Raw genomic sequence first — 13,338 nt, 5'->3', positions numbered from 1 at the left:
TCCTTCTAGTCTTTGTCTAAACTTTCTGTATGTATAATTTGAGATTGGATGAGCTTTCGACTTCCTGATATGTGTCTTCTCATCAACATTTCTGCAAGCTCTTCATCGCGATTGCGAATGGCTTCCAAAATGAATTTGTGTTCGGTGAGCGCCTCATTCGGGCGAGATTGCGCACGTGGCGACTGGTAACGATACATCCGTAATAAGTGATAGAGTTCATCACACAGCAGAGATATTAACTTACTGTTTCTGCTCGCTTGGATGATGCGATAGTGAAAATCAAAGTCACCATGTTGATGGAAGTAAGACGCGCCTTCCATTTGGTCTATATGCTTGGAATGTGTCGACAATAGCATTTCCAAGCTTAAGAGCTCTTCTTGCGTAATGTGTCGCGCAGCTAACCTTGCCGCCATGCCTTCCAATGCTTCTCGAACGGCATAAAGTTCTATCAGCTTTTCCGGAGAAAAAGTGGTCACTCTAGCCCCAACATGAGGAATTCGCTCGATGAGCCCTAGCCCCTCTAAGCGCATCAATGCTTCACGCAAAGGCCCACGACTGACTTGATATTTCTTTGCTAGCTCAGGCTCTGATATCTTATGGCCAGGCTTCACATCGCCATTAACAATGACTTCAATCAGTGTTTCGGTCAGCGTTTCGGATTTGGTGTGTTCTTTCTCAGAACCCAGCACTTTATAACGAGCTTTCAACTCAGAGTTCATATTCAGATACTCTTGTTACCGACATCGAAATGTCTACAATTTCTTAACCTGAATATAAAGTAGTCGATCAAAGTGTCGACAATCAAGTGAATTGTCGACAATTTAGACTAAGGTCGTAATTTAAATGGGCCTAAAATGCCCGTTAAGTGCCTTTTTTAGCAGAAATAAAGAATGGTGAGTTCACATTGTCGACAACTTATAAACCTTTAAGCTTATGATCTAAAAACTAAAAGCTCAGCTGTCGAACAATAATCGGATAAAAAACTATTCTTTAGGTACAAATTGATCAAAGACTTGTTGCGAAGTCATCTTTTGTGAAGCGGAATTGAGGTCATAATAAGCTGGCTTTTCATCGGTAAAAATCTCTAAAGTGAGTTTGAAATCTGGGTTATCGAACAAACCAGCGGAAAGAATGTACTCACCTGTCGGCAACAAATGATAGAAAAGGTTTGTGCCGCATTCGCCACAAAAACCTCTCACCGCCCAGTCAGACGATTGATAACGCTTTGGCTCGGCCCCCTTAAACGTTACGTTAGGACCACAATGCACAGCATGAAGTGCGCCACTCGACCATTTTCGACACATAGAGCAATGGCACAGGCTAACCTCATTTTTAACCTCAGCGATGACTTCAATTGCGCCGCACAAACACGTCCCTTTCATTCTCTTTTCCTCGTACATTTCCGTCATTTTATTATGGCCTACCAAAGCGTAAAGCCGCGTGACCTAATACCAACTTCTCGCCGTGAACTTTATGAACAAAATAACCGAAATGCTCAATATTCTCTTTATATCTCTTTTACAGACAGATATTTAACACTTAATTAACCTTTACACCAAGTTCAGCTTTAACGCTTACAAGGCATGACAACTGAGCAAAAACAATAAGGCTCAACTAAATAGAGTCGCTAACATAAGGAACGTGAACATGTTAAAGGTACTCAAACCAACGCTCGCCGCTTCAATCATCGCAGCTTCATTTTCATTCAACGCTCTTGCTGCAGATATTGAAAAAATGCACTTTCTTATCCCTGGAGGTGCCGGTGGCGGTTGGGACATGACCGCCCGAGGTACTGGTGATGTATTAGTAAAGTCAGACATCGTCGAAACCGTATCATTTCAAAACCTATCTGGTGGTGGCGGTGGCAAAGCAATCGCACATTTGATTGAAACGGCTGATCGTCAAGAAGATACACTCATGGTGAACTCAACACCGATCGTCGTTCGCTCGCTCAGTGGGATCTTCCCACAATCTTTCCGCGACTTGACTCCTGTTGCCGCAACGGTTGCCGATTATGGCGCCATTGTTACATCAGCCGATTCTCCTTACAGCTCTTGGGAAGATGTCGTTAAAGCTTTTAAAGAAAACCCACGTAAGGTGAAGGTTGCTGGTGGCTCTGCTCGCGGTTCTATGGATCATTTGGTTATAGCAGCAGCTTTCAAAGGTGAAGGTTTTGATGCGCGTAAAGTTCGTTACATTGCCTATGATGCAGGTGGAAAAGCCATGGCAGCCCTACTTTCAGGCGAAACACAACTGCTCTCTACAGGGCTAGGTGAAGTACTCGAAATGTCTAAGTCTGGGCAAGTGAAAGTGTTAGCGATTACAGCACCAAAACGTTTAGAAGCTGCGCCTAACATTCCAACTCTCACCGAATATGGTAATGAAACTGTCTTTGCTAACTGGCGTGGATTCTTTGCAGCACCAGGCACAAGCCAAGAAAAGCTAGATGAATGGAATGCCGCATTTACTAAAATGTATAACACCGACGAATGGCAAGTCGTTCGAGACCGCAATGGTTGGATCGACAACTATAAAGCGGATAAAGCATTCTTCGCGTTTCTTGAAGATCAAGAGCAACAGATGGGTGACTTAATGCGCGAGTTAGGCTTCCTGAAGTAACAGTCGAATTGGGGTCCCTCAGATACCAACCTCAATGAATAACGTAGGTTGGTATTTCCCCATTGTATTTGCACTCTAAGTTTCACCGCATATGGACATTGTCGACAATCGGCATGCACACTCCTTTGTTTATATACCCAAAGCGGATCGACTAGCAGCGAAATGCTTAATTGTTAATGGTTTAGTTTATTCATTGACGTCCATATGCGGTCTTTTTTACTTTTGTTAGGAGTTGAATATGCCTCGTTCAACCAACTTTTTCACCAAAGAGTATTTGCTCTGTCGTGACCGCGTCGGCGCAATGATCTTTCTACTCTTCTGTCTTTGCTACGGTTATCAAACCTCGCAGATTCCATTGTTTCCAGGTGATGAGTATGAACCATTCACCGCACGTACTCTGCCAACCATCCTGACTTACGTTGGTGTCGGCCTTTCTTTGCTATTGCTGGTGACAGGACAACCAGATAAACAAAGTGGCGCAGTGCTGACCTTCAATTGGAAGTTACTGATTGCCTTTTTAATTTTAATGGCGCTCTACGGCGTGGGCCTGACTTACTTAGGTTTTGTGATAGCTACTAGCTTCTTTTTATTGGCTGGCTTTTATCTGCTCGGGGAAAGACGTAAACCCGTTCTGTTTGGCGCGTCGTTTCCATTCGTGATCGCGTTCTACTTATTACTCACTCAAGGTTTGGACATCTATCTCGAACCGGGTTTGATTTTCACCATCTGGTAGTCAAAGAAAGGACTGAATTATGTTAGATGGAATTCTACAAGGTTTATCCACCGCAGTAATGCCAATGAACATTATGATGGTGATCGTTGGTTGCTTCGTCGGTACATTTATCGGCATGTTACCTGGACTTGGGCCGATCTCAGCCATTGCTTTGATGATCCCAATTACTTATGGCCTAGAGCCCTCCTCTGGCCTTATTTTAATGGCGGGTGTTTATTACGGTGCGGTATTTGGTGGTTCTACATCGTCGATTTTAATTAACGCGCCGGGTTGTTCTTCAACCGTGGTCACAGCATTCGACGGCTACCCAATGGCTCAAAAAGGCCAGGCAGGTAAAGCATTAGCTTTGGCAGCTTATTCGTCTTTCACTGGCGGTACGCTATCTGCCATTATGTTGCTTGTTGCCGCACCAGCATTGGCTAGCGTCTCCCTTAGCTTCCAATCGTCGGACTATTTTGCGTTGATGCTACTTGGGTTATCAGCAGTCGCGGCTTTTGCGGGGAAAGGTCAGGTAATCAAAGCGTGGATGATGACCATTCTTGGTTTGATGCTATCTACAGTTGGAATCGATAAAGGCGTAGGCGTTGAACGCTTTACCTTCGGTTTAACGGATTTAATGGATGGCTTTAGCTTCTTGTTGCTTGCAATGGCGACATTCGCACTGGGTGAGACACTGATGGGCATCCTTAAACCATCAAAAGACACCAGCGATGAAGAACAAGAAAAGCTGAGCAACATTGGCTCAATGAAAGTGACCAAGGAAGAAATCAAAGATGTTGCGCCTGTTTCAATTCGCTCTTCAATATTAGGTTTCTTCACTGGCGTCCTTCCTGGCGCAGGGGCAACCATTGCTGCTTTTTTAAGCTATGGTATGGAGCGCAACCTCGCACCTAAAGAGAAAAAGGATGAGTTCGGTAAAGGCAGTATACGTGGTTTGGTTGCGCCAGAGTCTGCGAACAATGCAGCATCTAGTGGTTCATTTGTACCGCTATTAACGCTTGGTATTCCGGGCTCTGGTACAACAGCAATAATGCTCGGTGCGCTGATCGCTTATGGTATTCAACCTGGCCCTCGCCTATTTGTTGAACACCCAGATGTGTTCTGGTCAGTGATCATTTCCATGTACTTCGGCAACATCGTACTTGTGATCCTGAACTTACCGTTGATTCCGTACATTTCAAAGCTTTTGGCGGTTCCAAGAACGGTGCTTCTACCGATGATTTTATTCTTCTCAATCACCGGCGTTTATTTGGTCTCTTTTAATACTATGGATGTGTTCGTGATGCTGATTGTGGCTATGGCTGCCATTGCACTTCGGCTCGCTAACTTCCCACTCGCACCTTTATTGCTGGGCTTCATCCTTGGAGGATTAATGGAAGAGAACTTACGCCGCGCATTAATGATTTCAGATGGAGAACTGAGTTTCCTATGGGAGCGTCCTATTACCCTTACCTTTACTGTTTTAGCTGTATTGGTATTGGCAAGTCCACTAATCGTAAAGCTGATTCAAAAGTTTAAAGCACAGCCAGTCAGCGTTGAGCAGTAATCGCTGTCTCTTTCAACCTAGATAAAGCCATCCATCGTGATGGCTTTATCTTCCGCCCTCCAAATCGTTCGCTTATTGTGCAGATGGTATTGACAAATCACTGTCGTTATATGAAGGTGATTGTATGAATACAAACTTAGCGCAACTTAACCAACGAATTATCATCATTCCATAGGAATGGTGGGATTTTTTGATGCGCTCAGTATTTATCGAACCCACCCATAGCGGTGGGTTTTCTGTCTCTACCGTATGGGAAAAGCTCTCTTGGAGGCGGTCACAATGCAAAAAATAGCAGTTTTTGGTAAACCCGGCAGTGGAAAATCGACGGTAAGTAAAGCAATCGCGTCTGCTACCGGTCTTCCTCTTCATCAATTAGATTCAATAGTCTATAAACCAAACGGTGATCCCGTCGAGCGTAACGTTTTTGATGAAGCCCATAGCAATATACTAAGCTCAGATCGTTGGATTATAGATGGCCTTGGACCGATCAGCTCTTTCAACGCTCGTTTAGATGCAGCCGATACTCTCATTTATATTGATCTACCATACTCCGTAAGCTATTGGTTTGTCACGAAACGTCTCCTTAAAGGACTATTCATAAAACCTGAAGGTTGGCCTGATGGTAGTTCGGTACTGAAAGGAACGTTACAAAGCTACAAAGTTCTTCAGCAATGCCCCGCATTCTGGAATGATGACTTTATGTATCGCCTCGAAGGGTACTCTCAAAGTAAAGCCGTTCATGTCATCAAAAACGTTACAGAACTGAACAATTTTGTTTTAGAGCGGGTAAAGTAAACCTCATATCAGAACATTAGAGCATGTAGGTTAGATCATCTGAAGCTCTAACAATGAAAAAGAACATAACAAGGATTGTTTATGCTTTTAGAACTCTCACTTTTATTCATTGCTGGCGTAATTGGTGGGATCATTAACTCCATAGCGGGAGGCGGAAGCTTTATTACTTTTCCGGCTCTATTGGCAGTTGGTGTTCCTCCTATTATGGCTAACGCAACAAACACATATGCTTCATGTGCGGGTTACATTAGTGGAGCCGTCGGGTTCAGAGAAGAGATCATGAAGAACAAGCATGAACTGCTGTTCACAGTCTCATTCAGTTTAGTCGGCGGCGCTGTCGGAGCATATCTGTTGCTCAACACGCCAGAATCGCTATTTATGGAAGCCATCCCTTGGTTACTCTTATTTGCCACCGTGCTTTTTCTCACCGGTTCTCGTTTAACAATGCTAATCAAAACTGTCGCGAAAGAGCACAAACATGCTGGCATACTCGGAGCAATCGCGTTGGGTTTACTACTTGTTGGTGTCTCTGCTTACGGTGGTTTTTTCAACGCAGGTTTAGGGGTTATTGTTCTGAGCTATCTGGTAGTAGCTGGCCACCAAGACATTAATTTAATGAACGGTTTGAAATTGCTCGTATCTACGTGTGTTTCACTCATTGCTATCGTGATTTTTGTTGCCAATGGCTCCATTGACTGGCACACAGGTAGTGTTGTTTTGGTCGGTACGTTGGTAGGTGGGTATCTTGCAGCTCGTGTATCTCGTCAACTGAATCCCAATCATGTTAAAGGGTTTGTTGCTCTTTCTTCTATTCTCATCACTATTTACTTTTTCATTGATGTTTATGTTTAAGCAAAACTTGTACAAGTGGATAGCACTCCTACAAAAACGCCAGCGCGAAAGATTAATGCAGATGGCTTAACGATTTTTTGTGTCACTCCAGCGAGGTTAGGAATCTAATAACACGACACTGAGCGGCTAATGAAACCATTTTGATCACAAAGTGCTCGGATGGAAGATCCTGTATCACGCTCCTTCGTCGCTGTACAGGATGACGAGAAATAGAAATATGCCACTCGCAGTTAAACGAGTGGCATTGTTCGAGAAAGATGGCGTTTTACATCAATAATAAGAGAAAGTACCGCTTACTTAATCAGCCCTACTTCTTTGTAGTATTTGAGCGCACCTGGGTGAAGAGGCGCAGATAAACCGTCTTTTACCATTTCCTCTTTCTTCAAGTTTGCAAACGCTGGGTGGAGACGGCGGAAATCATCGAAGTTTTCAAATACCGCTTTAACCACGTTATAAACCACATCTTCTGGTACAGCAGTAGAAGAAACAAACGTCGCGCCCACACCAAAGGTTTGAACATCACTATCTGTGCCACGATACATACCACCTGGGACATTTGCGACACGATAGAAGCTGTTGTCTGCAACCAGTTTTTCTACATTAGGTCCAGCTACCGTTACGATATTACTATCACACGACGTAGTGGCTTCTTTAATCGCTCCACTTGGGTGACCAACGGTATAAATCATCGCATCAATTTTGTTATCACAAAGTGCTTTTGATTGCTCTGCTGCTTTTAACTCAGAGACAAGCTTAAAGTCGTCGTTACTCCAACCATACTGGTTCATTAGCACTTCCATAGTACCTCGCTGACCAGAACCAGGATTACCAATGTTGACGCGCTTACCTTTCAAGTCATCAAAAGTTTTGATGTTCGCGTCTTTACGTGCAACGACAGTAAACGGTTCTGGATGAACGGAGAATACGGCGCGTAGCTCTTTAAAAGGCCCGCTTTCTTCAAACTTACTGGTTCCTTTGTAAGCATGATACTGCCAGTCTGATTGCGCGATACCGAGGTCCAATTCACCAGCACGAATAGTGTTGATGTTATAAATCGATCCCCCAGTACTTTCTACCGAACAACGGATACCGTGATCTTCTCGCGATTTGTTAACCAAGCGACAAATAGCGCCACCAGTCGGATAATAAACCCCTGTTACGCCACCGGTACCAATCGTGACAAACGTTTCCTCCGCAGACGCAGAAAAGCCTGTTGTGAGTGCCGCCAAAGAAGCCGCAAGTGCGATTTGCTTAAACTTAAACATTGAACATCCCTTTTACTTGTGTTGATGACCGTTTAAGTATAGCAATCGTTAACAATTTGATAACGTTTGAGTTCTCATCCTTGGCGGTTAGCTTAGTAATCACCATTTTATTGGCATATTCTGCCGTTATATAATGGCTCTATATAAGCGTAAACCGTATAGTCTAGAAAATTAAATCTTTAGACTGATATGTCCATTCTAAATTATCTATTAAATAGAAATACTCAGGTCAAATTACTATAATCTTGTTAAATAACCTTTATTCTATATAAATATGATGAGTTATAACTCCAGCCAGAAGACATGATGTACTTGAAATAAATAATACGAATGAGAGAACAAACAATCGTTGAATATGAATTGGAACCTTATCCCTCTTCTCTAACATTTTATATCGTTTCGCATGAAAAGTGCTCAGAAAAACAGTTCCATATTGTAGTACTCCGTGACCTGATAAGAATATATTCAGAGTGTAGTATCGAACTCCATTATCAAGAGCATCTTCAAGATACTTCAACCACTTGGATTTCAAATAAATAACAAACAAAAACCAAGCAAATATACCTAAAATTCCAACCGTAGTCAGATAAATCACTAAATCTGATGCTAAACTGATATCTTCCATCTTCGACTACTTATTAAGTTGAGTTTTATATAATTCTGTTCCCAAATACTCACCAGTCGAACTACCATATTTTGTTATTGAGTATCTAATTACACCCTTCACTACAAAAAATTCTTAAACACACTTTTTGTGAATAATAATGGCACTTTAACTTAATTTTACGCAACAAGGCTACTATGAAGTTGTTAGCTTTGAGCTGAGTTCAACAAAAACAGTAACTTTTATGCAATGTAACTCACTACGTTATATTGCTTTACAAACAAATCACCCAGTAAATATCCGTATCTAGTTTAGATAGCTGAAATAAAAAAAGCGTTGTATAAACAACGCTTTGTAGTTAGTGAAACGGATGGTTACACCGTTGGGACTGATGCTCGCCACGCTTGGTTCTGGCTATCTGAGATAGATCGGAACAAGTCACGTAGTTCTTTCAATAAGCCTTCTTGGAAACCAATGTTTTCATCGGCTTTCTGTTTGGCTGCTTGTGCGCGAGTCGCTTGTACTTCATCATCTTTGCTGCGCGCTTGCGCTTTGGTTTGCTCTACATTCGATGCTGAGTTTGCCATCTGGCCCAAAGCTTGAAGAATCGCGTTCTTCGCTTGGTTTGAGCTCATCAACTTATCGAACTTACGGCCACCACTTGTCAGCTGCGCTGTCGTGTCTGCGATATTGTCTTTCGCTAGTGAGTGCGCACGCTTAACCTGATCTTGCTGAGTTTTAGACAAGCTATTGTTATTTAATAACTCTTCTGCTTGATCGAAGCCAGCTTTTTGCGTTTTCAGTACATTATTGCTCGCCATTTCATTCTTGATTTCTTTCCCTGCTTTGAAAGAACCAAGGGCACCAATAATTGCGGTAGCACCCGCTAATACACCCGAAACGACTGCCATCGCGATCATTGCGCTTGCCGAGTTGTTTAGTTCTGCCGCTTGGCTTTCTAAACTCGCGACGTTTGCTTCAACAGCAATTTCACGTTGTAGCACTTGCTGCTCACGGCTCAGCTTTGATACTTGATACAACAATGTTAATAGCGTCAACGATTGTGATACCGCATCTGATGGTGACTTGATCACCTCCTCACCGTTAAGCGCTTTCATCGTTGTGCTCATTAATGAGCTCACCGTCGGCGCAAGAGCACTCATTAAGTTTGCAACAACTTGAGCTTGGTTACTCACTGTAGGAGCTTTAGGCGTCTCTAACTGGTAGCGTGCTGCACCAGAAACACCTGACTCACTTTGGCTTTTAACGGCACCCGCTTCAAGCTTTGTTTCCGGCGCTTTTTCTGCTTTGTTGGTTTTAATGGTATCGCCTAAACCGTATAGTTCACCACGACCCGTTCCGCCTACTTTATCTAGCATAATAAACTCCTTATACCGTTGCAGGACGGCTTAACACCGTTTGCATAGTTTCACTTTTCGCTTGAATCATTTGCATGATGAGGCTCATCAGCTCTTGGAAGTCTTCCATCAACTTACCAATCTCTTCTTTGAGCTTATCAATGACAGCCTGGCTTAACGTCATTTTGGCTCGAAGGTCTGTGATATCAGCCTGAATCTCTGTTACGTGAGCATTGTTAGCAGCATGGACACTGTCCGTTGCGCCTTTACCCACATTGACGGCAAGATCGACGGTTTCTGCGCCATAACGAATCGCTTTCGCTGTTGTTGTCGCAGCTTTTGTGCCCATATCCGCCACTTTCGCCATGTTTGCAGCGGCTTTCGTAGCGATTTCCGTGACCTTTTGAGCTACCTTACCAGCACCTTTTGCTGCAAGTTTCGCGATACCGCCAGCAGCTGCACCACCAAACGTCACTACAGCTCCGATAACCGCGACGGCGATTTCTAATGCCATTACGACTTTGTTTAGCACATCGACATTTACGCCCGCTTCTTTTAGCGCATCTTGAACGGCTGGCTCTTGCAACGCCATGCTCACTGCTCCCATGACGCCACCAGCGATCATAAGTGCACCGGCTGCTGCACCAACACCCGTTGCCACCATTACGGCACCAACAACAATAGAAACCACCGCACTGATCCAACCAAAGATCTTCGCTGCTAAGCCTGATTTTTGGGCTTCTTTTGCAGCGGCTTCCGATTCTTTGATTTTGTCTTGGTTTTCCACCATCTCTTTTTCGTGCTTAGCTTTTGCGACCTTCACTTCCTGAATTTTCAGCTCGTTTTGAGCACTTTTCAGTTTATCCGTGATAGCAGCAAGCTCTACTTCAAAATCATCAGCAGATCCTGCGATGATTTTGACGGCAATCGAACCTGTTTGGTCTGCAACTGCATGGAGAGATTTTGCAATGGTATCGACGATCTTTTGCAGCTGTGCCATGGCTTTTAGCGTCAAATCATTCACTTTGTCACTAACAGCTGCGTTAGGTGCATCTAACTGAACTTTTACTTTTCCGGTGTTCAGTACATCTGCATCTTTACTCTTCACGTTTTCTACCGTCACAGAAGGCGTCGCTGTAGACGCCGTTTTCTGCACGTTATCTAACGTGGCTTGGCCAGATTCAGGGCTATAAACCTGTGTCTGGATGCGGTCAAGTGCAATAGAACTCATAGTCTAATTACTCCTTTTTATTTCTCACCGCTTCTAACATGATGCCTGCACGCTCATGCAAATCTGCATATTGTGATTTTCCGGCAGACATCTCCTTCGCGCTGTAAAACCCACTCTCTGCTTCTGTCAGTTGTTCCAGTTTCAGGTGACATTCAGCAGAGTGAAAAGGTGGGCGTGGATCATTTACGTCCACTAGCGCTGCGTAGCTGTAGGCGTCTATTGCCTGCAGATACTCACCCAACTCCTGACGAGCCGCGCCAAGGCCAATGAAAAATCGCGCCTGATAATGATCAAGCATGCTGAGTAATTGAAATACTTTCGCTGCTTGCTCAATCTTTCCCGATTGGAAAAAGTTGTAACCTACGGCATAAATATGTTCGATGGTGTCCTGAGACACATCGTGCAACATTTTTAGCGTGCCTCCCTCTTCCAGAAAAGACAGCAGCTCTTCTGCTTGCATTTGGGATGGATCGGTCGCGTTTGTTTTAGTCATGGTTGGTTATCCTTAAATGGCTCGTAGGATTTCTTGTAAAATACTGTGGTACTTCTGAACAAACTTGTTCATCGCTTCAACGGTCGAGTTGTATTGAGAACTGGTGTCGTTCAGCTCAGTGGTTTTGATTTGCACTTCATCGTTAAGCAACTTGGATTTAGCACTGACAGAACTAGAAAAATTAGACAGTTTTTTCGACTTCTCTTCGTCTTGGTACGACGCACCATCACCGATAGTAATACCTTGTGTTTGAAGGAAGTCTCGATGGTTTGTTATCTTATTATCCGTCAAATACTTGTACTCAGGTGAAGCTTCAAAATCCGTTTGATTGCTGTAGTTAAAGTCACTCGCTTTGAAGTTACTTTCTGGATATCCCGGTTTATAAACCCCATCAACACTTTGCGTAGAGTGAATTTTTGATTGCACAACACCAAAAACTTTAAGCTGTATTGTGAGATCCTCTAATGCCTCTTTCTGGTCATTACGTTTCTCTAAACGGTTAACACGACGCTCATTTAGTGCAAGCAGCACTTGCTCATCAAAACGGTCTCCAATGCTGGACTCAACAACGGCCAACAAATCACGAGCCGTTAGAGAGTGCTCTGCTCTCACCTCGCGATCCGCTTTCTCTTTATCGGTGATATTGAGTAGACGCTCTTTCAATGCCCCTAAGTTCTTGCGCAATGCCTCGTATCGCTCAGTAAATGAAGCCCCGGTAGATTCACCTTTTACTATTTTTTCAAACTGTAATCGGATATCTCGTTCGGTGTTTTCTTTGATCAAATTAACTTGAGCTGCCGTTATTTGTGTCTTTTGGACATCGGCTATCGCGCTGTCCTGGTAAAAGTCGTCGATTTCTATATTTGTTAAACTCACCGCGAAGTTGGCGAACAGACTAGAAAGGGTCAAAGGCTCAGTTCCACCAATGACAGTATTAAGTGCTGCTTTTAGATTGTTCGTTCCACTCGCCTCACCATAAGCTGCGCTATATTGGCCTTTCACTTGAGCGGCCATTTCATCTAACGCTTCTTTAAGCTGCTGTTTAGAAATACCAGGAGTCCAGGTAATTCTGCTAGCTAGCGCACTTGCGTCATCGGGGCTTAAAGTAATACCAATGCCTTGAAAACTACTTTTTAATTGAGCTGAGACTTGAAGGGCGAAACTCTCTTTAGTCAACAGAAAGTCCGAGCTCTTCAGTTGCGCGAGATTAACGGAACCTAAGCTACTAAAGGCATTGCGAAGAAAAGAAATAGAAGCATCTCTCACTTCACGGGAGCCCATTTGATTAGCAAGCTCTGCAACAAAAAGAGAAATTTCTTTGGCGGCATTAGCCAGACCTGTCTCGGAGAGGTTGGCGATCTGCTCCGCTTGGTTACTCTGAGTCCCCAAATTGAATTGACTAACAAACTCAGTAGATAACGAGCTATCTACGTTTTCCGTCAGTAACTTACTAAACCAAGCCTGAAACTGATTTGATAGCGTTTGGTTTGTTTGAGCATTAAACTCGGCTGCGGTTAATTCGCCATCTGAGTTAGCACTTTGTAGCGACTTTATCCAAACAGATGCGGTGTCGGTCAATGATATACCAGCAAACGCGTTATTTTTCGCTTTTAGGTTTTCAAGCGTATCAACATAAAGCGCGATGCTTTGTGATTCCGTTTGTCCCGAGATAGTTGGCAATGAAGAGATTATCGAGGCAAGTTGCTGAGTCTCTGCTTCACCCAGTACAGGGGTAAATGCCTCTATCAAGTTTTGTTGGAAAGTGGGTAATGGTGCACTACTCGCAGCTGTGTCTGTTGCTCCTGTCGTAGAGCCAGTCGTTTTCATATTCGTCATTTCCAA

At 43.6% G+C, this 13,338-nt stretch carries 13 protein-coding genes; 5 read left to right on the top strand and 8 right to left on the bottom strand.

What is annotated here, in order from left to right; genetic code table 11:
- Positions 1-5 precede the first annotated feature (5 nt).
- Positions 6-719, bottom strand: coding sequence for a GntR family transcriptional regulator (locus L3V37_RS16165; protein WP_005377279.1), 714 nt, complete (start codon positions 717-719; stop codon positions 6-8).
- Between the two features lie 264 nt (positions 720-983).
- Positions 984-1,382 carry a GFA family protein gene (locus L3V37_RS16160; protein WP_005377278.1) on the bottom strand — a complete coding sequence of 133 codons (399 nt, stop codon included), beginning with the start codon at positions 1,380-1,382 and terminating at the stop codon, positions 984-986.
- A 265-nt stretch (positions 1,383-1,647) separates the two neighbouring features.
- Here L3V37_RS16160 and L3V37_RS16155 point away from each other — a divergent pair, with 265 nt between their 5' ends.
- The 5 genes from L3V37_RS16155 to L3V37_RS16135 all read left to right on the top strand — a co-directional run bounded on the left by L3V37_RS16155 (position 1,648) and on the right by L3V37_RS16135 (position 6,545).
- Positions 1,648-2,619, top strand: coding sequence for a tripartite tricarboxylate transporter substrate binding protein (locus L3V37_RS16155; protein ID WP_237306593.1), 972 nt, complete (start codon positions 1,648-1,650; stop codon positions 2,617-2,619).
- A gap of 238 nt (positions 2,620-2,857) precedes the next feature.
- The gene (locus tag L3V37_RS16150) at positions 2,858-3,352 is read left to right on the top strand and encodes a tripartite tricarboxylate transporter TctB family protein (RefSeq protein WP_237306592.1); all 495 of its coding nucleotides are present in this window, start codon (positions 2,858-2,860) and stop codon (positions 3,350-3,352) included.
- Between the two features lie 19 nt (positions 3,353-3,371).
- Positions 3,372-4,898 (top strand): tripartite tricarboxylate transporter permease, encoded by a 1,527-nt coding sequence (locus tag L3V37_RS16145; protein ID WP_005388177.1) that lies wholly within the window; start codon positions 3,372-3,374, stop codon positions 4,896-4,898.
- A gap of 279 nt (positions 4,899-5,177) precedes the next feature.
- Positions 5,178-5,693, top strand: coding sequence for an adenylate kinase (locus L3V37_RS16140; protein ID WP_054728525.1), 516 nt, complete (start codon positions 5,178-5,180; stop codon positions 5,691-5,693).
- An 81-nt stretch (positions 5,694-5,774) separates the two neighbouring features.
- Positions 5,775-6,545: a sulfite exporter TauE/SafE family protein gene (locus tag L3V37_RS16135; protein WP_047102688.1), complete on the top strand. Its 771-nt coding sequence runs from the start codon at positions 5,775-5,777 to the stop codon at positions 6,543-6,545.
- A 293-nt stretch (positions 6,546-6,838) separates the two neighbouring features.
- Here L3V37_RS16135 and L3V37_RS16130 read toward each other — a convergent pair whose 3' ends face one another.
- The 6 genes from L3V37_RS16130 to L3V37_RS16105 all read right to left on the bottom strand — a co-directional run bounded on the left by L3V37_RS16130 (position 6,839) and on the right by L3V37_RS16105 (position 13,332).
- Positions 6,839-7,810, bottom strand: coding sequence for a TAXI family TRAP transporter solute-binding subunit (locus tag L3V37_RS16130; protein WP_005388171.1), 972 nt, complete (start codon positions 7,808-7,810; stop codon positions 6,839-6,841).
- Positions 7,811-8,069: 259 nt separating this feature from the next.
- Positions 8,070-8,435, bottom strand: a complete 366-nt coding sequence (locus L3V37_RS16125) for a hypothetical protein (protein WP_017821699.1) — start codon at positions 8,433-8,435, stop codon at positions 8,070-8,072.
- Between the two features lie 353 nt (positions 8,436-8,788).
- Positions 8,789-9,793 carry a type III secretion system translocon subunit VopD gene (gene vopD, locus L3V37_RS16120; protein WP_005377262.1) on the bottom strand — a complete coding sequence of 335 codons (1,005 nt, stop codon included), beginning with the start codon at positions 9,791-9,793 and terminating at the stop codon, positions 8,789-8,791.
- A 10-nt stretch (positions 9,794-9,803) separates the two neighbouring features.
- Positions 9,804-11,003, bottom strand: coding sequence for a type III secretion system translocon subunit VopB (gene vopB, locus L3V37_RS16115; protein WP_005377260.1), 1,200 nt, complete (start codon positions 11,001-11,003; stop codon positions 9,804-9,806).
- Between the two features lie 7 nt (positions 11,004-11,010).
- Positions 11,011-11,496 carry a SycD/LcrH family type III secretion system chaperone VcrH gene (gene vcrH / locus L3V37_RS16110; RefSeq protein WP_005377258.1) on the bottom strand — a complete coding sequence of 162 codons (486 nt, stop codon included), beginning with the start codon at positions 11,494-11,496 and terminating at the stop codon, positions 11,011-11,013.
- A 12-nt stretch (positions 11,497-11,508) separates the two neighbouring features.
- Complete coding sequence (locus L3V37_RS16105; RefSeq protein ID WP_275949401.1) at positions 11,509-13,332, bottom strand: virulence-associated V antigen; 1,824 nt, start codon at positions 13,330-13,332, stop codon at positions 11,509-11,511.
- Between the last annotated feature and the right edge of the window lie 6 nt (positions 13,333-13,338).

It is taken from the genome of Vibrio sp. D54, assembly GCF_021728075.1.
GTDB lineage: Bacteria > Pseudomonadota > Gammaproteobacteria > Enterobacterales > Vibrionaceae > Vibrio > Vibrio alginolyticus.
The sequence above is the reverse complement of the archived record's forward strand: the minus strand, read 5'-3'. Positions and strand labels throughout refer to the sequence as shown.

What these genes read in the sequence shown, in the direction of transcription:
- L3V37_RS16165 (WP_005377279.1), bottom strand. Translation starts at nt 719, where the DNA reads ATGAACTCTGAGTTGAAAGCTCGTTATAAAGTGCTGGGTTCTGAGAAA.
- L3V37_RS16160 (WP_005377278.1), bottom strand. Translation starts at nt 1,382, where the DNA reads ATGAAAGGGACGTGTTTGTGCGGCGCAATTGAAGTCATCGCTGAGGTT.
- L3V37_RS16155 (WP_237306593.1), top strand. Translation starts at nt 1,648, where the DNA reads ATGTTAAAGGTACTCAAACCAACGCTCGCCGCTTCAATCATCGCAGCT.
- L3V37_RS16150 (WP_237306592.1), top strand. Translation starts at nt 2,858, where the DNA reads ATGCCTCGTTCAACCAACTTTTTCACCAAAGAGTATTTGCTCTGTCGT.
- L3V37_RS16145 (WP_005388177.1), top strand. Translation starts at nt 3,372, where the DNA reads ATGTTAGATGGAATTCTACAAGGTTTATCCACCGCAGTAATGCCAATG.
- L3V37_RS16140 (WP_054728525.1), top strand. Translation starts at nt 5,178, where the DNA reads ATGCAAAAAATAGCAGTTTTTGGTAAACCCGGCAGTGGAAAATCGACG.
- L3V37_RS16135 (WP_047102688.1), top strand. Translation starts at nt 5,775, where the DNA reads ATGCTTTTAGAACTCTCACTTTTATTCATTGCTGGCGTAATTGGTGGG.
- L3V37_RS16130 (WP_005388171.1), bottom strand. Translation starts at nt 7,810, where the DNA reads ATGTTTAAGTTTAAGCAAATCGCACTTGCGGCTTCTTTGGCGGCACTC.
- L3V37_RS16125 (WP_017821699.1), bottom strand. Translation starts at nt 8,435, where the DNA reads ATGGAAGATATCAGTTTAGCATCAGATTTAGTGATTTATCTGACTACG.
- vopD (WP_005377262.1), bottom strand. Translation starts at nt 9,793, where the DNA reads ATGCTAGATAAAGTAGGCGGAACGGGTCGTGGTGAACTATACGGTTTA.
- vopB (WP_005377260.1), bottom strand. Translation starts at nt 11,003, where the DNA reads ATGAGTTCTATTGCACTTGACCGCATCCAGACACAGGTTTATAGCCCT.
- vcrH (WP_005377258.1), bottom strand. Translation starts at nt 11,496, where the DNA reads ATGACTAAAACAAACGCGACCGATCCATCCCAAATGCAAGCAGAAGAG.
- L3V37_RS16105 (WP_275949401.1), bottom strand. Translation starts at nt 13,332, where the DNA reads ATGACGAATATGAAAACGACTGGCTCTACGACAGGAGCAACAGACACA.